16 protein-coding genes are annotated in these 20,266 nt (G+C 62.4%); 7 read left to right on the plus strand and 9 right to left on the minus strand.

Translation table 11 applies throughout. From position 1 onward, the window contains the following. Positions 1 to 74 precede the first annotated feature (74 nt). On the plus strand, positions 75 to 482 hold the full coding sequence (locus CP49_RS11700; protein WP_057850414.1) for a GFA family protein: 408 nt from the start codon (positions 75 to 77) through the stop codon (positions 480 to 482). A 265-nt stretch (positions 483 to 747) separates the two neighbouring features. Then, positions 748 to 1,014: a hypothetical protein gene (locus tag CP49_RS11705; RefSeq protein WP_057850415.1), complete on the plus strand. Its 267-nt coding sequence runs from the start codon at positions 748 to 750 to the stop codon at positions 1,012 to 1,014. A 35-nt stretch (positions 1,015 to 1,049) separates the two neighbouring features. Here CP49_RS11705 and CP49_RS11710 read toward each other — a convergent pair whose 3' ends face one another. Continuing rightward, entirely contained in the window at positions 1,050 to 2,669 is a 1,620-nt protein-coding gene (locus CP49_RS11710; protein WP_057850416.1) for a GMC family oxidoreductase, read from the minus strand. 221 nt (positions 2,670 to 2,890) lie between these two features. Here CP49_RS11710 and CP49_RS11715 point away from each other — a divergent pair, with 221 nt between their 5' ends. Both CP49_RS11715 and CP49_RS11720 read left to right on the plus strand, forming a co-directional pair. Continuing rightward, positions 2,891 to 4,063, plus strand: coding sequence for a M20 aminoacylase family protein (locus tag CP49_RS11715; protein ID WP_057850417.1), 1,173 nt, complete (start codon positions 2,891 to 2,893; stop codon positions 4,061 to 4,063). A 145-nt stretch (positions 4,064 to 4,208) separates the two neighbouring features. Further along, the gene (locus CP49_RS11720; RefSeq protein ID WP_057850418.1) at positions 4,209 to 5,381 is read left to right on the plus strand and encodes a M20 aminoacylase family protein; all 1,173 of its coding nucleotides are present in this window, start codon (positions 4,209 to 4,211) and stop codon (positions 5,379 to 5,381) included. A gap of 114 nt (positions 5,382 to 5,495) precedes the next feature. Here CP49_RS11720 and ppk2 read toward each other — a convergent pair whose 3' ends face one another. The 4 genes from ppk2 to CP49_RS11740 all read right to left on the minus strand — a co-directional run bounded on the left by ppk2 (position 5,496) and on the right by CP49_RS11740 (position 9,537). Further along, positions 5,496 to 6,422 (minus strand): polyphosphate kinase 2, encoded by a 927-nt coding sequence (ppk2, locus tag CP49_RS11725; RefSeq protein ID WP_057850419.1) that lies wholly within the window; start codon positions 6,420 to 6,422, stop codon positions 5,496 to 5,498. A gap of 185 nt (positions 6,423 to 6,607) precedes the next feature. Further along, positions 6,608 to 6,829 carry a hypothetical protein gene (locus tag CP49_RS11730; protein ID WP_057850420.1) on the minus strand — a complete coding sequence of 74 codons (222 nt, stop codon included), beginning with the start codon at positions 6,827 to 6,829 and terminating at the stop codon, positions 6,608 to 6,610. Positions 6,830 to 6,944: 115 nt separating this feature from the next. Further along, a complete protein-coding gene (locus CP49_RS11735; protein WP_245310656.1) occupies positions 6,945 to 7,484 on the minus strand; it encodes a GyrI-like domain-containing protein in 540 nt (179 codons plus the stop codon). Between the two features lie 595 nt (positions 7,485 to 8,079). After that, complete coding sequence (locus tag CP49_RS11740; RefSeq protein ID WP_057850422.1) at positions 8,080 to 9,537, minus strand: UdgX family uracil-DNA binding protein; 1,458 nt, start codon at positions 9,535 to 9,537, stop codon at positions 8,080 to 8,082. Between the two features lie 284 nt (positions 9,538 to 9,821). Here CP49_RS11740 and CP49_RS11750 point away from each other — a divergent pair, with 284 nt between their 5' ends. The 3 genes from CP49_RS11750 to CP49_RS11760 are packed head-to-tail and all read left to right on the plus strand — an operon-like array spanning position 9,822 to position 15,791. Then, positions 9,822 to 10,634, plus strand: coding sequence for an ImuA family protein (locus tag CP49_RS11750; protein WP_057850424.1), 813 nt, complete (start codon positions 9,822 to 9,824; stop codon positions 10,632 to 10,634). Beyond that, positions 10,525 to 12,285, plus strand: coding sequence for a Y-family DNA polymerase (locus CP49_RS11755; protein WP_420807604.1), 1,761 nt, complete (start codon positions 10,525 to 10,527; stop codon positions 12,283 to 12,285). Before CP49_RS11750 ends, CP49_RS11755 begins: the two co-directional genes overlap by 110 nt. Then, entirely contained in the window at positions 12,282 to 15,791 is a 3,510-nt protein-coding gene (locus CP49_RS11760; RefSeq protein WP_057850425.1) for an error-prone DNA polymerase, read from the plus strand. Before CP49_RS11755 ends, CP49_RS11760 begins: the two co-directional genes overlap by 4 nt. Positions 15,792 to 16,494: 703 nt before the next feature. Here CP49_RS11760 and CP49_RS11765 read toward each other — a convergent pair. The 4 genes from CP49_RS11765 to CP49_RS11780 form a co-directional block, all read right to left on the minus strand. Next, positions 16,495 to 16,962: an MgtC/SapB family protein gene (locus CP49_RS11765; protein ID WP_057850426.1), complete on the minus strand. Its 468-nt coding sequence runs from the start codon at positions 16,960 to 16,962 to the stop codon at positions 16,495 to 16,497. 89 nt (positions 16,963 to 17,051) lie between these two features. Then, entirely contained in the window at positions 17,052 to 18,029 is a 978-nt protein-coding gene (locus CP49_RS11770) for a hypothetical protein (protein WP_245310657.1), read from the minus strand. A 336-nt stretch (positions 18,030 to 18,365) separates the two neighbouring features. Further along, entirely contained in the window at positions 18,366 to 18,638 is a 273-nt protein-coding gene (locus CP49_RS11775; protein WP_063791676.1) for a PilZ domain-containing protein, read from the minus strand. Between the two features lie 345 nt (positions 18,639 to 18,983). Continuing rightward, the gene (locus CP49_RS11780) at positions 18,984 to 19,754 is read right to left on the minus strand and encodes an SDR family NAD(P)-dependent oxidoreductase (RefSeq protein ID WP_057850428.1); all 771 of its coding nucleotides are present in this window, start codon (positions 19,752 to 19,754) and stop codon (positions 18,984 to 18,986) included. Between the last annotated feature and the right edge of the window lie 512 nt (positions 19,755 to 20,266).

Here is a 20,266-nt window from a genome sequence, read left to right on the forward strand (position 1 = left end):
TGGGTGTTCGCAAACTCAGCTTACCCCTGACCACCTGCCACCCCATAGGATCTACAGTCTCTCGGGAGGAGAGCATGGTCAACGTCACCGGCGGCTGTCATTGCGGCGCTATTCGCTATCAGATCGAGGGCGAACCGATCGTTCATGCGCTGTGTCACTGCACGGATTGCCGGCGGCACGCCGGCGCGCCGATGGTCGGATGGTCGATGTATGCGGAGAACGCGCTCAAGGTGACGAAGGGGACGCCTAAAATCTACCAGTCCTCCGAACATGGCCGTCGGCAGTTTTGTGCAGACTGCGGCACGGGCCTGTTCTACACCAACGCGAATATCATGCCCGGCATCGTCGACATTCAGAGCGGGACCTACGACGACCCCGACGCCGTTCCGGCGATGATGCATATCCAGACAGCAGAACGGCTCCGCTGGATGGAGCGCGCGCACGAACTGCCGACCTTCGAGCGCTATCCGCCGCAGTCATAGCGGTTGCAGTAGTAGATAGGGCGGATAGCGAAGCGTAATCCGCCCTACAGCACTGCCGCGCACCAGCGAAAATGTTGCGCTGATCGTTTCATTTGTAGGCGAATATTCTGCGCGTTTGCCGACGAGGGATATTCCGCGCGTTCACGCTATCGGGATTTTCGAGCACGGCTTTTCAAATCGCGGTGAGAGCCGTCGCGGGCCTATCCGCTTTTGCGGCGCGATACCCAACTGGGTGGGGTGACTTCATACAAAGAGGATCTCACCAATGACCAAGTCGATCCCAACACTCGCCGCCGCGTTTCTGATGACCGCGATTGCAACGCCCGTATTCGCGCAAGCCGCGATCCAGGAGCCGGGGGCGTACTCCTTCTTTCATCCCAATGCCGATGTGCTAGGCGGCCGGCCGGCCTATCGATCGTTCGATCAATCGAATGCCTATTACAATTCCAACGCCTATTACAACGAGGCTGTGCCCGCGCCGCGGCTGCGGCAGAGGTCGGTCGCGCCAAGACACAATCGCAGGGCGCAGTAGCGCGAGTGTCTCGCGCGCTTCGTTCAGCGAAGCGGCTACCTTGCATCCTCCAAAATCATCGCGGCGCCTTTCTCCGCAATCATCGCCGTCGGCGTGTTGGTGTTGCCCGACGTGATCGTCGGCATCACCGACGCGTCGGCGACGCGCAAGCCGGCGATGCCGTAAAACCGCAGCCGTTCGTCGACGACGGCCATCGGGTCGTTCGCCGTACCCATCTTCGCAGTCCCCACCGGATGAAAGATCGTGGTGCCGATGTCGCCTGCGGCCTTTGCCAATGAGGCGTCGTCGTCGCCGACGCTGGGCCCGGGGAGGTATTCGACCGGATGATATCGCTCGAGCCGCTTCTGCTTCATCAGCCGCCGCGTGGTGCGGATGGCGTCGGCTGCGACCTGACGGTCGTCGTCGGTCGAGAGATAATTCGGCGCGATCGAGGGCGCTTCGTCAGGTTTTGCGGAGCGAATGCGCACGGTGCCGCGCGAGGTCGGCTGCAGATTGCAGGCGCTCACGGTGATGGCGGGGAAGCGGTGCAGGGGATCGCCGAACTTGTCGAGCGACAGCGGCTGCACGTGAAACTGGATGTTGGCACGCGCGCGGGTAGCGTCGGAGCGGGTGAAGATGCCGAGCTGCGACGGCGCCATGGTCAGCGGCCCGCGGCGGCGGAAGGCATAGTCGAGCCCCATCATCCCGCGCCGCATCAGCGACCAGTAGGTCTCGTTCAGCGTGCGAACCCCTTCGACCTTGTAGATCGCGCGCTGCTGCAGATGGTCCTGCAGATTGCGCCCGACGCCCGGTCTGTCGAGCGCCACATCGATGCCGAGCGGCGACAGCCAGTCGGCCGGGCCGATGCCGGAGCGGTGCAGCACCTGCGTCGATCCGATCGATCCCGCGCACAAAACCACTTCGCCCTTGGTGCGCGCCTCGATCACTTCATTGCCTTGCAGGAAGCGCACGCCGACCGCGCGGCCGTTCTCGACGATCAGCCGGTCAACCAGCACGTGCTTTTCCAGCCGTAGATTGCTGCGGTTCAGCACCGGCTTGAGGAAACCCCGCGCAGAAGACCAGCGGCGGCCGCGCTTCTGATTGACGTGGAAATAGCTGATGCCTTCATTGTCGCCGGTGTTGAAATCGGCAATGCGGCGGATGCCCATCTCCTCGGCGGCGTCGCCGACCGCGTCGAGAACCTTCCAGGACAGCCGCGGCGCCTCGATGCGCCAGCCGCCGCCGGTGCCGTGATGTTCGCTTTCCCCGAGGAAATGGTCTTCGAGCCGCTTGAACAGCGGCAGCACGTCGTCATAGCCCCAGCCGGTCAGGCCGAGCTGCCGCCAGTGATCGTAATCGGCGGCCTGGCCCCGCATCGAGATCATCGCATTGATGGCGGAGCAGCCGCCGATCACCCTGCCGCGGGGATAGGCAAGCGAGCGGCCGTTGAGTCCGGGCTCCGCCTCGGTTCTGAACATCCAGTCCGAACGCGGATTGCCGATCGCAAAGAGGTAGCCGACCGGGATGTGAAACCAGATCCAGTTGTCGTTGCCGCCGGCCTCCAGCAGCAGCACGCGGTTCCTGGGATCGGCCGAGAGCCGGTTGGCCATGATGCAGCCGGCTGTCCCTGCGCCAACCACGATATAGTCGAAATCGCCTTCAAGCCGCTTCGGCATCTGTCAGTTTCCACCCATCGACGCCGTCATGCCCGGACTTGTTCCGCGCATCCACGTCTTCTTGGACGTTTATTAGTCAGACGTGGATGGCCGGGACAAGCCCGGGCATCCTCCGCCGCCAAGCCGTTGCATGGATGGGGCCTGCGGCAGGGTGCGTTGGTTGGACCGCCCCTTGCATGCTACAGGGCAGAAGCGTTCAACCCGGAAAGCCTGTTATCTCCATGCCAATCGTCAACCGCGTCGCCGAATTTCAACCCGATATCCAGGCCTGGCGCCGGGATATTCATGAACACCCGGAATTGCTCTACGACGTGCACCGCACTGCGGCATTGGTGGCGGACCGCTTGCGGGAATTCGGCTGCGACGAGGTTATTACCGGTCTCGGCCGCACCGGTGTCGTCGGTGTCATCAAGGGCAACAGGCCAGTTGGCAAGGGTGACGTGAAGGTCATCGGGCTGCGGGCTGATATGGACGCGCTGCCGATCGAGGAGGCGACCAATCTGCCCTACGCCTCCAAGACGAAGGGCTTGATGCACGCCTGCGGCCATGACGGCCACACCGCCATGCTGCTGGGTGCGGCGCGCTATCTCGCCGAGACTCGCAATTTCGCCGGCGATGCGGTCGTGATCTTCCAGCCGGCCGAAGAGGGCGGCGCGGGCGCTGCCGCGATGATCAAGGACGGGCTGATGGACCGCTTCGGTATCGAGCAGGTCTACGGCATGCATAACGGTCCCGGCATTCCGGTCGGCTCGTTCGCGCTTCGGCCCGGTCCGATCATGGCCGGAGGCGATGCCGTCGCCATCAAGATCGAGGGACGGGGCGGGCACGCCGCACAGCCGCATAGATGCATCGATTCCGTTCTTGTCGGCGCGCAGTTGATCACAGCGCTACAGTCGATCGTCTCGCGCAGCGTCGATCCGCTGGAGTCGGCGGTGATTTCGATATGCGAATTTCACGCCGGCAACGCCCGTAATGTGATCCCGCATACTGCGGAACTGCAAGGCACCGTCCGTACCCTGAACGGCGAAGTGCGGAAAATGGTGGAAAGGCGGGTCCGCGAGGTCGTCGCCGGCGTGGCGCAAGTCACGGGCGCCACGATCGATCTGACATACGATCGCGGCTATCCGGTAACGGTCAACCATGCCATGGAGACGGTAGTCGCGACACGGGCAGCCAGCGAAATCGCCGGCGATGCCAATGTGCATGTGATGCCGCCGCTGATGGCCGGTGAAGATTTCGCCTTCATGCTGGAGCAGCGGCCGGGTGCGCTGATCTTCTGCGGCAACGGCGACAGTGCCGGCCTGCATCACCCCGCCTACAATTTCAACGACGAGGCGATCGTGTTCGGTACCTCTTACTGGATCAAGCTGGTCGAGAACACGCTGGCCGCGTGAGGCCGCTCACCAGGCTTCGCCGGGTTTCCAGCCCTGGTCGGCCAGGCTCTCGGGTGGATGGGGGCTCTGCGGCAGCGTGTTGGGTGGACCACCGCTTGCATGCTACAGAAGCCCTAGCGTTCCAAACTGAGGTTCGAGGAATCCCATGCCTATCGTCAACCGCGTCGCCGATCTGCAACCCGATATTCAGGCCTGGCGCCGCGTTATCCATGAAAATCCCGAATTGCTGTACGACGTCCACCGCACCGCAGCATTCGTGGCGGACCGCCTGCGCGAATTCGGCTGCGACGAGGTCGCCACCGGCCTTGGCCGCACCGGCGTCGTCGGCGTCATCAAAGGCAAGCAGCCCAGCAAGGGCGAGATCAAGGTGATCGGGCTTCGCGCCGACATGGACGCGCTGCCGATCGAGGAGCAGACCAATCTTCCCCATGCCTCCAAGATATCAGGCAAGATGCATGCCTGCGGCCATGACGGTCACACTGCCATGCTTTTGGGTGCGGCGCGGTATCTCGCCGAGACCAGGAATTTCGCAGGCGACGCGGTCGTGATTTTTCAGCCGGCCGAGGAGGGCGGCGCTGGCGCCGCGGCGATGATCCAGGACGGGCTGATGGACCGGTTCGGGATCGAGCAGGTCTACGGCATGCACAATGGCCCCGGGATCCCGGTCGGCTGTTTCGCCATCCGGCCCGGTCCGGTGATGGCCGCAACCGATTCGATCGATATCAAGATCGAGGGCCTCGGCGGGCACGCCGCGCGTCCGAACAAGTGCATCGATTCCGTCCTCGTCGGCTCGCAGCTCATTACTGCCCTGCAGTCGATCGTCTCCCGGACCATCGATCCCCTGGAATCGGCGGTGGTCTCGATCTGCGAGTTCCACGCCGGTAACGCGCGCAACGTGATTCCGCATACCGCCGAACTCAGGGGCACCGTGCGTACCTTGACGCCGGAAGTGCGTGAAACGGTAGAGAAGCGGGTCCGTGAGGTGTGTGAGGGCGTAGCCAGGATGACCGGCGCCAAGATCGATCTGGTTTACGAGCGCGGCTATCCCGTGACCAAAAATCATGCCGAGCAAACCGACTTCGCCACGCAGGTGGCCAAAGAAGTGGCCGGGGCCCAGAACGTCCACGAGATGCCGCCTCTAATGGGCGCGGAAGATTTTTCCTATATGTTGGAGGCGCGGCCAGGCGCGTTCATCTTCTGCGGCAACGGCGACAGCGCAGGGCTTCATCACCCCGCCTATGATTTCAACGACGAGGCGATCGTGTACGGCACCTCGTACTGGATCAAGCTGGTCGAGAACAAGCTGGCGGCGTCGTAAGAGCGCAAACGCCACTTCAACTTCGATCGCACATCAAGGAAGGCCTGTATCTTCAATGCAGGCCTTCTTTATTTCGCGCTCAGCCGCAACTTGAAATGGCCTAATCTCAATCGCTCAATAGCGCGACGGTACGTACATTTCGGGTGGAATCGGCCCGCGGCTATATTCCGGATTGCGAACTCGCGGCGGCAGTACCACCGGCTCGAGCTTGATTTCCTGGTAGGGAATTTGTTCGAGCAGATGCGCGATGCAGTTCAGCCGCGCCTTCTTCTTGTCGTCGGCCTCGACCAGGTACCAGGGAGCTTCCGGAATGTGGGTACGCTCCAGCATCGCCTCCTTGGCCTTGGTATATTGCTCCCAGCGGCTGCGCGATTCCACGTCCATCGGGCTGAGCTTCCACTGCTTGAGCGGATCGTGGATCCGCATCATGAAGCGCAAATACTGCTCTTCGTCGGTGATGGAAAACCAGTACTTGATGAGGGTGATTCCGGAGCGCACGAGCATGCGCTCGAATTCCGGCACCGACCGGAAGAATTCTTCGACCTCATCTTCGGTGCAGAAGCCCATCACGCGCTCGACGCCGGCGCGGTTGTACCAGCTACGGTCGAACAGCACGATCTCGCCGCCGGCCGGCAAATGCGAAACGTAACGCTGGAAATACCATTGCGTGCGCTCACGCTCGTTCGGCGCCGGAAGCGCCGCGACGCGGCAGACTCGCGGATTGAGCCTTTGGGTGATGCGCTTGATGACGCCGCCCTTGCCGGCGGAATCGCGTCCCTCGAAAATCACCACCACCTTAAGCTTGTGGTGCTGCACCCAAGTCTGCAATTTAATCAGTTCACCCTGCAGACGGATCAATTCCTTGAAGTAGACGCGCCGATCGATCGTCTCTTCTGCCGTATGGTCGGCAAATTCATTGGTCAGCGCATCGAGACGATCGTCGTCGATTTCAAGTTCCAGTTCCTCATCGAAACTATCCAGCATTTCCGCCTGAATGCGGTCATTGATCGGCATGGTGCCATTCGGGGGTCTTTTGGTCATGGCGGGCTCCGGCTGCAGAGCAGTGGGTTCGCGTGGGTATGTGTGAACGCCGACGCCCTGCCGTATCATCGGTCAGGTCATCGGTCAGGGCACCTTGCGGAAAGCAAAAGGCCGGAGTTTGGTTCCGGCCTCCCGCTATCCGTCGGGCTGCCGACACGGCAGCGACCCTACCGCACCGCCGATACTCAAAACAGGTTCGAGAACAGCACGTAGAGACTTGCCGACAGGCAGATCGCGGCCGGCAGCGTCAGCACCCACGCCATCAAGAGATTGCGAATGGTCGCCATCTGCAGGCCCCGCAGAACAGGATCAGCGTCAGCGGATTGAAACCCTTGTCGAAGGTTGGGCCACGAGGCCGGTTGGACAGGCGCTTCGCCCATCGATGAATTGAGAGCGATATCGGTCATTCTGACACCTCGCCTAATAACTTTGAGGCCGGCATTTTTGACCGAGGGACTTGAAGGCCAGATGACACGTCCGGCCTAGTCCCGATTTATTCACGAGCGGCTCTCGCAGGAGACGTCACGATAATTCAGCGCTCTTGACCGGTTGGCGCAGGAGCGTCCTGAGCTTTTCTGGTGGCGTCTTGCGTGCATGGCTCAGGTAGATCTCGTGATGTGGCCCTGCGAACGTGACGCCTTTGGCGGGCATAATCTCGTTGTGAAGCCTGGCGAGCGTCGGGCCTTCGTCGTCGTAGCTACCGATGTGTAGCGTCTGCAGGCATCGCCCTTCGTCCAATGGCTCAAAGCGCAGCGATTGCGGAGGCTCACCCAGCTTGTCGCGCGATTTCGCCAGGGCAGGCTCATATATGGATCGGTCAACGAAGTCCGGCACCATGATCAGCATCGTCCATCGCCACAGATGCTTCCGGCGCCCGACGAAATCGTCGGGATCGTCGGCCCACCAAAGCCCTTCGAGAGGAGGGACGACATAGTCTTTCTGCAATTTGGTCTTGGCGGCGAATTTGATGGCGTAGCTGACGGAATACAGCCACTCGATGGCGCGCTTGTAGGCTGGATCGCGATTTGGATCCCCCATCCCGTCGATCTTGACGAACTGCATGACCGGCACCTTGATAGTCGCAAAACTGCCGGTCGGTGCGCTGTAGAGCGTTGAAAGCTTCTTCTTGAAATCGATCTTTTCCATGCTTGTCTCTGATTTTTCACCTGCGCCGAGATGGTGACGGGCGCGCATGATGATCGCCGCCCGATCCGAGGAGTGCGACGATATCCGCAAGCCGCCATACTTGTCGCGATGACGGATGCCATCACTGCGCGTGGGTCGCAACCGGCGCGGCAGACGAAGCGAGAGCCCATACTCTGCGGCCCAAGGCCAAGCGCGTCGTGGAAGCCATGCTGGAGATGGTGAAGTTCGACATTGCCGAACTGGAAGCCGCAGCGAGGGGTTGGAACACGGGCCGGGCAGGGCAAGCTACAACGCGCGGCGAGAAAAATTGGTCGCGCGCTGCACGGCGCCGGGGCTGGGAGGAGGAACCGCGCAGCGCGTCGACCATATGGGAGCGTCATGGCGTGATCCGACGTCCCCACATTCTCTTAGAATGCGATTGTGTTCTGAATCAATTAATGGTTGTGTACGGAATTGTCAATTTTTCCCGTTATATTTCACCAGAAATTGCGACTGCCGGATTGCCAGGAACTCAGGCTGCGTGCACCGATCTTCGCAGCAGACCGGCCGCTATCTTCAGGTCATCGACGAAACGCCGATATTCCCGTGCCTTGGCATCGGCATCGGGCAGGCGCAACAGATAGGACGGATGCACTGTCACCAGCGCACGGGTTCCATCACTGAGATCAATCGGGTGGCCGCGGTTCTTGTTGATCGGCGTGATTTTCCCGAACACGCTTTGCGCCGCGGTGGCGCCCATCGCCACCACGAGGTCGGGTCTGATTGCGGCCAGTTCGCGTTCGTACCATTGCCGACAGGCCTTGATTTCCGGCGTGGTGGGTTTCTGGTGCAGGCGGATCTTGCCGCGCGGCACGAACTTGAAATGCTTGACCGCATTGGTGACGTAAACCTTGCGGCGGTCGATTCCGGCTTCTTGTAGCGCGCGGTCGAGCATCTGCCCCGCCGGACCGACGAACGGTTTGCCGGCGAGATCTTCCTTGTCGCCGGGCTGCTCGCCGACCAGTATGATCCGCGCCGTTTGCTGGCCTTCGCCGAACACGGTCTGGGTCGCATGTTTGTAGAGAGGGCAGGCGCGGCAATCGGCGGCTTCCTCGCGTAGCGTCTCGATATCGTCAGGGCGTTTGCGGGCCATTTCGTTTGCCGTGCCGTTTGCCGTGTCGCTTTCCTTGAGCGGTTCCAGCCACTGCGGTTCGACGGCCGCATTCGCGATCATCGCACTTGCGGTACGTTCGGCGCCTTCGCTCAGGGGCTTAATCAACGAAGTCTCCGGCAGGTTCCGCCAATATTTCCGGGGCATCTCCTTACTCATGGCCTGCACTTTCAGCCGGGCGGGATTGAAAATGCTGGCGTAGTAGCGCCGCCAGGTTTCCTCCAGCCGATCCGCGGTCGGGGCTTCGCTCTTGGCGACGCCCGGCGTGATCGAGACGGCATGGCCGTCCCAATGCGCGCAGACGTCCGGCGTCAGGATCGACCAGGGCATGTCGGCGAAACGGCGCGCGAAGAACGGGGCGGCCAGCTCGACGACGTGATGCTCCGGCTCGAACCAGGCGACGAAGTGCGATTTCTGCTCGCGGCCGACTTCGCGGAAGCGGACAAGGGCGTGCATCTTGTGCTCGTCGCGGCGCACGACCTTGGCCATCGTGGCGATCTCGGCCACATCAGGATCGGTCGCGATGTCGAGCAGGTCATGGTTGCCGCGCAACCGCCACAGCAGGCGATAGAGCAGGGCGAACCGCTCGGGGTTGCGATGCAGGATCGAGACTTCTGCCAGTTCGACAAATTTGGCCGGCACGTTGAAGGTGCCGTGTGGCGGCGCGAGCGGCGGCGCCGTCGGCTCGAACAGGTCGGGCGCATCGCCCGCGACACGCCATGTCACGTCGGAGGGTTTTACGTCATTCAACGCCAGCGCCCGCGCCGCTTTGCGCCAGCCGTCGAAATCGGTTTCGCTGTCGAGGGTGATGTGGTGCATGTTGTTTCTCCCCGTCATTGCGATCGAAGCGACTTGTCGCCGTAGCTCAACGAGCGAAGGTCTGGGGGATGCGGGCGAGGTTGGCATCCGTCAGAAATTCTAGCTTAAATTGTACCTCCGCCATTGAATCCCTTTGATTCCATTCATGAATCGACTGAACGCCGATCCCGATTGACTCCACAGGTCCTGTTAGCTTTATATTAGAACATATCATGAACAAGTGAGCCAGCCGCGCGTTCATTCGGGAAGAAGCGGTAAAGGCCAAATCCTTGAAGGAGCGGCGCATGAGCAGCGCACGCACGAGCACGCTTGCGAATTTGCGAGGGCGCATCGAGCGGATCGAGACGCATGGCGATGCGCATGACCTCAACAAGGTCGCGCTTGGCCATGCGGCAGCGGATGCTGTGCTGCACGGCGGCCTTGCGGTCGCGGCGGTGCATGAAGTGTTCGCCGAAGGCCATCAGAGCGCGACGGCAACGGGCTTCATCGCAGGGCTCGCAGGAAGGGTATCGCCGCGCCGGCCGCTGGTCTGGGTGCGGCAGGATTTTTCGGAAATTGAATCCGGTGCGCTGTCGATGAGCGGGCTTTGCGAGCTCGGGCTCGATCCGCGGTTACTCGTGACCGTGCGCGCCCCGGACACCGACGCCGCATTGCGGACCGCCGCCGACGCGCTGGCCTGCGATGCGCTCGGCGCCGTCGTGCTGGAAGTCTGGGGGCAGGCGCGTCAGCTCGATCTCGTCGCCAGCCGCAAACTTACATTGGCCGCGGCAGCCTCCGGCGTCACGGCACTGCTGCTGCGGATGGCGGCGGAGCCGCGGCCCTCGACGGCCGAGACAAGATGGATCGTGCGCGCGGCGCATTCGCCGCCTTCCACACCTTCAATGCCTGCGGCGCCTTGGAGCGCCTGGGGCGCGCCGGTGTTCGACGCGCAGCTCATTCGTAATCGTCATGGCCCGGTCGGCCGGTGGATCATGGAATGGAAATGTGATGAGTGCCTATTCAGTGAACCGGCGGCGTATCCTCAGCCTGTGGCTGCCACGCCTGCCCGTCGACCGCATCAAGCGCAAGCTTTCGGGTACCAGCGGCGCGCCGGCTGAAAACTGCAAAGCGGTTTCGAGCCAAGTATCTCCCGACACGGGCAGTGGGCTCCCTCCCCCCTTGCGGGGGAGGGCGGGGGAGAGGGGTAAGCCACAAGCACCGTCTTTGCCGCCACCCCTCTCCCTAACCCTCCCCCGCAAGGGGGGAGGGAACGACATCGCCTTTGACGCGCCCAGCGTCGTCGTCGCCAAGCAGCACAATGCCATCCTGATCTACGCGCTCGATGATCTTGCCGTCCGCGCCGGCCTTTCGATCGGCCTGCCGCTCGCCAATGCCCGCGCCATCTGCCCCGAGCTGACGGTGTTCGACGCCGATGAAGTCGCCGACCGCAAGACGCTCGAAGACATCGCCGACTGGTGCGACCGCTTCACACCGCTGGTGGCGCTCGATCCGCCGCACGGGCTCTATCTCGACATCACCGGCTGCGCCCATCTGTTCGGCGGCGAGCGTGCACTATTGCAGATCGTGAGCGGTGCATTGAGCCGCCGCGGCTTTGCCGTCAGCGCCGCGATCGCCTCCACCGCGATCTGCGCCCGCACGCTGACGCGCCATGGTTCGGGAAAGATCATTGCTGATGGCGAGGAGGCGGCGGCCGTCGCTCCGCTGCCGGTGTCCGCGCTCGGCGCCGATGATGCCATCACCGCCGGCCTGCGCCGTGCGGGGTTGAAAACCATCGGCGACGTCGCCTCGCGTGGCCGCCACGAAATCTCGGCGCGGTTCGGCGCCGGTTTTACGACGCTGTTGGAGCAGGCGCTGGGGCAGGGCGACGCGCCGATCAGCCCGCGCAAACCGCTGCCGGATTACATCGTCGAGAAACGCTTTCCCGACCCTGTTACCACCGACACCGTGATCGCGATGAACCTGTCCGCGCTCGCAGGCATGTTGGTCACGGCTATGGACAAGCAGGGCAAGGGCGCGCGGCGGCTGGAAGCAAGCTTCTTCCGCACCGACGGCGCGGTGCGCACGATCCCGGTCGATACCGGACGTCCGGTGACAAGAGCTGATATGATCGACCGTCTGTTCCGCGAGCGGCTCGATGCGCTGAACGATCCCCTTGATCCCGGCTTCGGCTTCGATCTGATCAGGCTGTCCGCCAGCCGCACCGAAATCGTGGTGCAGCAGCAGCGCGATCTCGACGCCAACGTTCATGACAATGACGAACTGGCCGCGCTGATCGACCGCATCGCCGCGCGCATCGGCGGAAAGCGTATCGTCGTGCATCTGCCTGAGGATACCCACATCCCTGAAAGCGCCGTATTGGCTGTGCCGGCGCAGCATCATCTGGCGGCCGCGGCGCAGGCGGCATGGCCGGAGCGCATCGAGAGCGAGCCGCCGCTGCGGCCATTGCGGCTGTTCGACAAGCCGGAGCCCATCAAAGTGCCGTTTGCAACCGTGCCCGACGGCCCGCCGCATCAGTTCACCTGGCGCCGCGTGACGCATGCGGTGGTGCGGGTGGAGGGGCCCGAGCGCATCGCCATGGAATGGTGGAAGCAGAATGGCGATGGCCCGACGCGGGATTATTTCCGCATTGAGGATGAAGCGGGACTTCGCTTCTGGATCTTTCGCGACGGGCTCTATGAAAGCGAACCGGCGGACGAGGAAGGCGAGCCTGCATCCGTCAGATGGTTCGTGCATGGACTATTCGCATGAACGGCTCCGTGAACATTCCCGGCTATGCCGAAATCGGCATCACCACTAATTTCTCGTTCCTGCGCGGCGGCTCGGATCCGCGCGCCTATGTGCATCAGGCAAGCCTACTCGGCATTCCCGCCATCGGCATTGCCGACCACAACACGCTGGCCGGCGTGGTGCGCGCCTACAAGGAGCTCGACAATCCCGAGGTCCGCTACAAACCAAAGCTCCTGATCGGTGCGCGCCTTGTCTTCATCGACGGCACGCCTGACATCCTGGTCTATCCGCGCGACCGAGCCGCTTACGGCCGGCTCTGCCAGTTGCTCACCCGTGGCAAGCGCGGCGACGACATCACGCGGATCGAGAAGGGCGAGTGCCATCTGAGGTTCGATGACCTCCTGGAATTCGCCGAAGGCCAGCTTCTGGTGCTGGCGCTGCCGCACCGCTTCGACGCCGCGGGCGCGCAGGAAATTCTGCAGCGGTTGAAGGAGAGCCGCGCCGATGGCGTGTGGCTCGCTGCAAGCCTGCTCTACCGCGGCGACGACAAGCGCCGGCTGGCACGGCTGCATCGTCTGGCGCTTGCGGCAATGGTGCCGCTATTGGCGACCAATGAGGTGCTGTACCACCATCCCGCCCGCCGTCGGCTACAGGACGTCCTCACCTGTATCAGAGAGAAGACCACCATCGACGCCATTGGCCGGCGTCTCGAGGCCAATGCCGAGCGCTACCTGAAACCGCCGCATGAAATGGCGCGGTTGTTTCGCGATTTGCCGGAAGCGATTACGGAAACCATGCGCTTTGCTTCTCGCATCAGCTTTTCGCTCGACCAGCTCAAATACCAGTATCCGGACGAGCCGGTGCCGCCGGGCAAGACCGCGCAGCAGCATCTGGAAGACCTGACCTGGGCCGGCGTCGACAAATATTTTGGCGGCGAGATCTCTGACACGCTGCGCGCCACTTTGCGCAAAGAGCTCGCGCTGATCGCCGAACTGAAATACGCGCATTATTTCCTGACCGTGCACGACATCGTGCATTACGCGCGCAGCCAGAACATCCTGTGCCAGGGCCGGGGCTCGGCGGCGAACTCGGCCGTCTGCTACGTGCTCGGCATCACCTCGGTCGATCCGACCAAGGTTGATCTGTTGTTCGAGCGCTTCATTTCCAAGGAGCGGCTGGAGCCGCCCGACATCGACGTCGATTTCGAGCATTCGCGGCGCGAGGAGGTGATGCAATATGTCTACCGCCGCTACGGCCGCCACCGCGCCGCGATCATCGCAACCGTCATCCACTATCGTCCGCGCAGCGCGATCCGCGATGTCGGCAAGGCGCTGGGGCTGACCGAGGACGTCACCGCAGCGCTCGCCGACACGGTGTGGGGAAGCTGGGGCAAGGGTCTCAACGAGATGCAGGTCCGGCAGGCCGGGCTCGATCCAGCCAACGCGATGGTCGAACTCGCGGTCGAGCTCGCCACCGAGCTGATCGAGTTTCCCCGCCATCTGTCGCAGCATGTCGGCGGCTATGTGCTGACGCAGGATCGGCTCGACACCTATGTCCCGATCGGCAACGCCGCGATGGACGACCGCACCTTCATCGAATGGGACAAGGACGACGTCGACGCGCTGAGCATGATGAAGGTCGACGTGCTGGCGCTGGGCATGCTGACCTGTATCCGCAAATGCTTTGACCTGATCGCCGACCACAAGGGCGAGCGATACGAATTGGCCGACATCAAATCGGAAGACGACGACGAAGTTTATCAAATGCTGCAGCGGGGCGAGTCGCTCGGTGTATTCCAGGTCGAAAGCCGCGCACAGATGAACATGCTGCCGCGGCTGAAGCCGCGCACCTTCTACGATCTCGTTATTGAAGTGGCGATCGTCCGCCCCGGCCCGATCCAGGGTGACATGGTGCATCCGTATTTGCGCCGGCGAAACAAGATCGAGCAGGTGAGCTATCCTTCGCCGGCGCCTGAACACGGTGAAGCGGACGAGCTTTACAAGGTGCTGCACAAGACGCTCGGCGTGCCGCTGTTCCAGGAACAGGCGATGCGGATCGCGATCGAGGCCGCACAATTCTCGCCCGAGGAAGCCAACGGCCTGCGCCGCGCGATGGCGACCTTCCGCAACGTCGGCACCATCGGCAAGTTCGAGGACAAGCTGATCGGCAACATGATCGCGCGCGGCTACGCGCCGGAGTTTGCCAGAAGCTGCTTTGAGCAGATCAAGGGTTTTGGCTCCTACGGTTTTCCGGAGAGCCACGCCGCAAGCTTCGCCCAGCTCGTCTATATCTCGTCATGGCTGAAGCATTATCACCCCGACGCCTTCTGCTGCGGCCTGCTCAATTCGCAGCCGATGGGCTTTTACGCGCCCGCGCAGATCGTCGGCGACGCCCGCAAGAACGGCGTCGAGGTGCGCGAGATCGACGTGTCTTACAGCTTTGCCCAGAACACGCTGGAGGAGGGCGAGGGTAAGTATTGCGCGGTGCGGCTGGGCTTTCGCCAGATCGACGGATTTAGCTGGGTTGATGAGGACGAGGAGCGGTTGAAGAAGAGTCAGGCGCCATTCCGGGGCGGTTCTCCCTCGTCGTTCGGGGGCACGCGAAGCGTGAACCCCAATGCGCAATTGCGCATTGTGGAACCTCGAGATTCTCAGATGTGCAATTGCACATCAGAGTTCGATGCTGTCGCATCGCCCCGGAATGACGGTGAGCAGGACTGGGCCGACCGCATCGTCGCCGCCCGCAAACGCCGTCCCTTCACCTCGCTGGAGGAATTCGCCCGCGACACCGGCCTGCCGAAACGCGCGCTGATCCTCTTGGCCGACGCCGATGCCTTCCGCTCCATCGGGCTCGACCGTCGCGCGGCGCTGTGGGCGGTGCGGCGGCTACCCGACGACGTGCCGCTGCCGCTGTTTCAGGCGGCGATCGCCCGCGAGCAGCCCGACGAGAACGCAAAGCCGTTGCCGGAGATGCCGCTGCCGGAGCAGGTGGTCGCCGATTACCAGACGGTGCGGCTGTCGCTGAAGGGCCACCCGATGGAATTCTTGCGCGAGAGGTTCACCAAAGAGCGCGTCGTCGCCTGCCAGGACGTCAACCACAAAAACGACAAGCGCCGTATCAGTTGCGCCGGCGTGGTTCTGGTGCGGCAGCGCCCGGGCAGCGCCAAGGGCGTCGTCTTCATGACGCTCGAGGACGAAACCGGCATCGCCAATATCGTGGTGTGGCCCAAGGTGATGGAGCAGTACCGGAAAGAAGTAATGGGCGCCCGCCTGATCCTGGTCGAGGGCTATATCCAGAGCAGCCCCGAAGAGGTGACGCATCTGGTGGCACAGCGGATGTTCGACCGCTCGCACGACCTGATCGGCCTTGCCAACGACGCGCTGAGCCGCAAGCATCCGGTACCGGCCGGCCCTTCGCTGGTCGAGCCGCTCAACGACGACCGCCGCGATCACGCCGATAGCCCCGCGCAAAAAATCCGCCACCCGCGCGACGTCCGCATCCTGCCGCCGTCACGGGATTTTCATTGAGCCCCCGCCGTCATCACGGGCCAACGGGTCGCGCGAATGTGCGCCCGACGGCTCATCCGGGCAACGCGCTGGTTCCGATCTACCAGTAGACCAATCCCGTGCGCGTCTTTCCGGCCCCACTTCGGGAAAATGCTGCTGCGAGCCTCTGCTTTTCGGCGCAATATGCAGCCAGGGTTTCGTAGAACCTGGCTTCAACGAATGGAGCGTGTTCCCTGCTGGTGGATGCTGCGTCAGCGGTCGCTGATACCAGGGCACCAATTTGGCGTATCAGCAGATCGTCTGTCGATGGCTGCATAACTTTCTCCTTCGATGACGGTCCGACAAGATGATTCCTGATTTCGGTTTATTGCAAGTCGGCAGTGCCGGCTGCGTCAGGATTGCTCGCGCCCTGTTGAGCTTCAGCGAGAAAGGGTGAGCCTGCGCATCTCCTGTAACCGGGCCCGGCAATATTCCCGGTAGAGTATGTCTATGATCATCCACATGACCGACTCCACTGTCTGATCAGGGATCACCTTACGACGATATCGTTTCAGGACTTCTTCCTCGGTCAACAAAATGGCTTCGCGCGAGCGCGGAATATTTCATGCGGTCCGCTAGCGGCGAAACAGCCTCACAGTGCAGTGACCGTTGTGCATCGTATCCGTCGGATGCGCCTGCTGGCTTGATGCTTTCGCGACCAGTGCCGGTACAATCGAACCTTGGCTCAATCCAACCTGGTATCGGTCTTACCGTCGCTCTTGCCACCGTCCCTAAGATCGTCTTCCTGCTTGATCAGTGTCAGCAGCCTCAGCGTCAGGAACGTAAAAACGGCGATCATCACTGCGACGTCGTAGCTGCCGAGCCCGACTGAAACGCCGATCGCGCCAGTGGCCCACAGGCTCGCAGCCGTCGCGGTGCCCTGCACGGTCGTCCCATGTTTGAGGATCGCGCCGCCGCCGATGAAGCCGATGCCGGTGATCACGCCCTCGATCACTTTCGACATGCCGTCGGGTGAGTTCACCATGAGGTGTTCGCTGGCCTGGATAAATCCGCAGCTTGCCAGCGCCACCAGCGGGAAGGTCCGCAGGCCTGCGCTTCGCGCCCGCTTCTCACGGTCCCAGCCGATCGGAACGGCCAGCGCAAAGGCCGCCGCCAGCGCCACAAAATGAACGCCTATCTGAAATCTGTCCAAAGCTTGCCCTCGCGAAACCAAAGCCCCACGCCGGCGATAGACGCACGCCCGTTACGCGACGTAAGGCTTTAGCGGGCACCACGATGGAATTACGGCGCCGCGTTCTTCCCCAACGCTTCCGCCGCGGAAACGTTCATGATCGGCACGGCGCCGCTCGCACCATGGCCGGCCACTGCGTCAGGCGATACGCTCACGATGGCCGCCCCGGTCCGATAGCGCGGCAGGTGATTTTCCAGCGAGTAGAACACGCACAGCGCAAGGCTCGACCAAACCGCCAGGCTGAAATAAAGCGACATCCAGGCGATCTCGTCCTTCCACTCGGCAAGATCGTGCGTCACGACCCAGCGCGTGCTGACGTCGCGCAGGCCTTCCCGAGGAGTCAGGCGCTTGTCGCCGTCGGCATCTCCGGTCCGCCAGCGGTTCAGGTACATCGGGACGTCGATCGTCATCAGAAACGCCAGAAAGCCCGCAATGCCCGCGATGCCGACGGCGAGCACCACGCGAACCGCACCATGGAATTCCGGAAGCAGGCGGCAAAGACCCACGCCGATGATAAAAAACGCAACCGCCCATAGCGAATTCTCGATGGCGTTGCCGAGATAGTTTCGGGTCAGCACCGCATACCATGACAGGCATTCCGCGATCAGGATCAGCGGAACGATCACCCACGCTGCATTCACGGCCGTTTCCGCGCCGGTCATGGTGCCGAGCTGGTGCAGAATGATCGCCCATTGCGCCACGAAGCAGATCTCGGCCACGGTGGCCACCGACCGTCCGACCATCACGCTCGACAGCCAGGTGTCGAACAGGCAGATCCGCTGCACGTCCGCGCGCGGTAGAAACGACCTGAAGGCGCAGCCAAAAACATAGGCCGCGCAGAACAGCAGCATAATCCCGATGCCGGACGCGCCACCGGCAATTCCGACCGGCTGGATGGGAAGCTCGCGATACAGCACGAACCAAACGGCGATATTGACGCCGCTCACCAGCGTCAACAGGCCCCACCACCAGGACACGGGATTTGACCAGGCCAGGGAACCTGACCGCGCCTGCCATTCCAAGCTCATTCGCCGCTCCGCTGTAATCGAACTGACATATGAATGTAATAATACATTCACATGTCGAAGCCAATCACGACGAGAGTAGGGCGGCGGGGTGCGGGCGGGGATGGCGCTCCGGTGGCGAGGAGGGCCGGAAGGCCGCAGACGGGCCTGCATCCTTCGAGACGCGGCGCAGGCGCCGCTCCTCAGGATGAGGTTTTAGGCTGGTATTGGGGGTAAGATTTAATACGCGGCCGCGAAATATCTGTCTCTCCTCATGGTGAGGAGGCGCAAAGCGCCGTCTCGAACCACGAGGCCACCGCCCTAACCACATCCCTCGAGCGGTGGCGAAGGCGCCGCCTCTTACGACAAGAATTTCACCCCGTAGGTCTTGCCCCGGCGCCAAACCACTTCGCACGACTGGCGTGTCGCATGTTCAGGCACCAGCGCCAACTGAAAGTTGTCTCTGACATCGAACGCAGCATCGGTCGCGATCTTGGCGCCGCCCGGCGAGACATCCAGGACGACGCATTCAATCTTCGTCATCCCGTTGTCGATCGTCACCCATGTCGGCCGTTTGCGCAGCTCGCGTCGCGGTTCGCGCTGCACCTTGGTCCTTTGCTCGTCGACAATCATCCTGCCCATCCGTCGTTGGACCCAGTCGGCTGGGTCTTCGAAACAGGCCGTCAGAATGAAGGTAACTTCGTAAAGTTCCCTTAGTTTATCGATTCAAATTGAAAGGTTTGGTTCGCGAGTTGTAGGCCGAGCTCTCGCAACCCTGTTGTAGGGGTGGGCGCATTTGGGACAGTGCTAGACCTCATCCTGAGGAGGCGCCAACGGGTCGCGCGAACGCGCGCCCGATGACAGGCTCCGCGCCGTCTCGAAGGATGAATGGCACCGGCGGGGCCGCATGGTTCGAGACGGCGCTAACGCGCATCCTCACCATGAGGGTCTGATGTCTGCTACACAACTTCTTGCCCCCTAAAAATTCACCCTTTCCGAAATCGCGCCGTCGACGACAAGATTGGAGCCCGTGGTGAACGACGACGCCGGGCTCGCCAGGAACACCGCCGCGTTCGCAATCTCTTGCGGCGTAGCCATGCGGCCGGTCGGGTTGCGCGCGAGCGTGTCCTGGTATCGTTTGGGCGTGTTCTGCTCGACCATGTTCCAGATGCCGCCCTTGAAGTAGACCGTGCCCGGCGACACCACGTTGACGCGGATTTTCTTGGGCGCATATTGCCGCGCCAGCCCCTTGGCCATGTGGATCAGCGCCGCCTTGATCGGGCCGTACGAGCTGGCGCTGCTCGCCTGTGCCGCCGAAACCGACGAGATGATGACGAAGGCCGCGTCGCCGGTCTTCTCGCCGCCGGCTTCGAGGAAGGGACGCGCGGCCTCGAACGCGTTGACCGCGCCGAGCACATCTAGCCGGAAATTCTGCTCCCACGAGGCGGCATCGGCACCTTGCGCCATCGCGCCGGCATTGGAAAACAGCATGTCGAGGCTGCCGAGTTTCTGCGCGACATCAGCGATCCACGACTTCAATGCGGAGGCGTCGGTGATATCGACGGACGCGCCAGTCGCCTTCACGCCCATCGCCTTCAACTCGCTGACCGTGCCGGTGACCTGATCGGCGTTACGCGCGCAGACAGCGACGCCGGCGCCTTCCGCGGCAAGCGTGGTGGCAATCGCCCGTCCGATGCCGCGCGTGCCGCCCAGTACGACGGCGTTTCTTCCCTTCAAACCCAGATCCATTTTGTTGTTCCTTCGTGATCCCGCCGCATTGTAGCGGTCATGACGATTGTGACGAAAGCTCAAATCGACAACGTCTTGAGAGGGCGGGAAGTTTTTAGGCAAGCCTCGGGCGCAATGCGCCGCGAGAACGAGTTGTCATCACCCGCGAAGGCGGGTGACCCAGTATCCAGAGACGTCAATGATTGAACCGAGAAGCCGCGGCGTACTGGATCCCCGCCTACGCGGGGATGACAGCGGTGTATGCATCGCCATTACCACGTCATTGCGAGCACAGCGAAGCAATCCATTGTCACCTCGTATGCGGAAAGATGGATTGCGTCGCTGCGCTCGCAATGACGGTAGTCTTTCGTAGTCCGGATGGAGCCAACGGGTCGCGCGAACGCGCGCCCGATGACAGGCTTCGCGTAATCCGGGTCAGAGGATTCTGCTTGGCAAGACCGTCCCCGATTTCGCTCACGCTCCATCCGGGCTTGTATGGGGATATGGTTGTCAAGGGGGATGATTGATCAGGG

Origin of the sequence: Bradyrhizobium valentinum (assembly GCF_001440405.1) — a bacterium.
GTDB classification, from domain to species: domain Bacteria; phylum Pseudomonadota; class Alphaproteobacteria; order Rhizobiales; family Xanthobacteraceae; genus Bradyrhizobium; species Bradyrhizobium valentinum.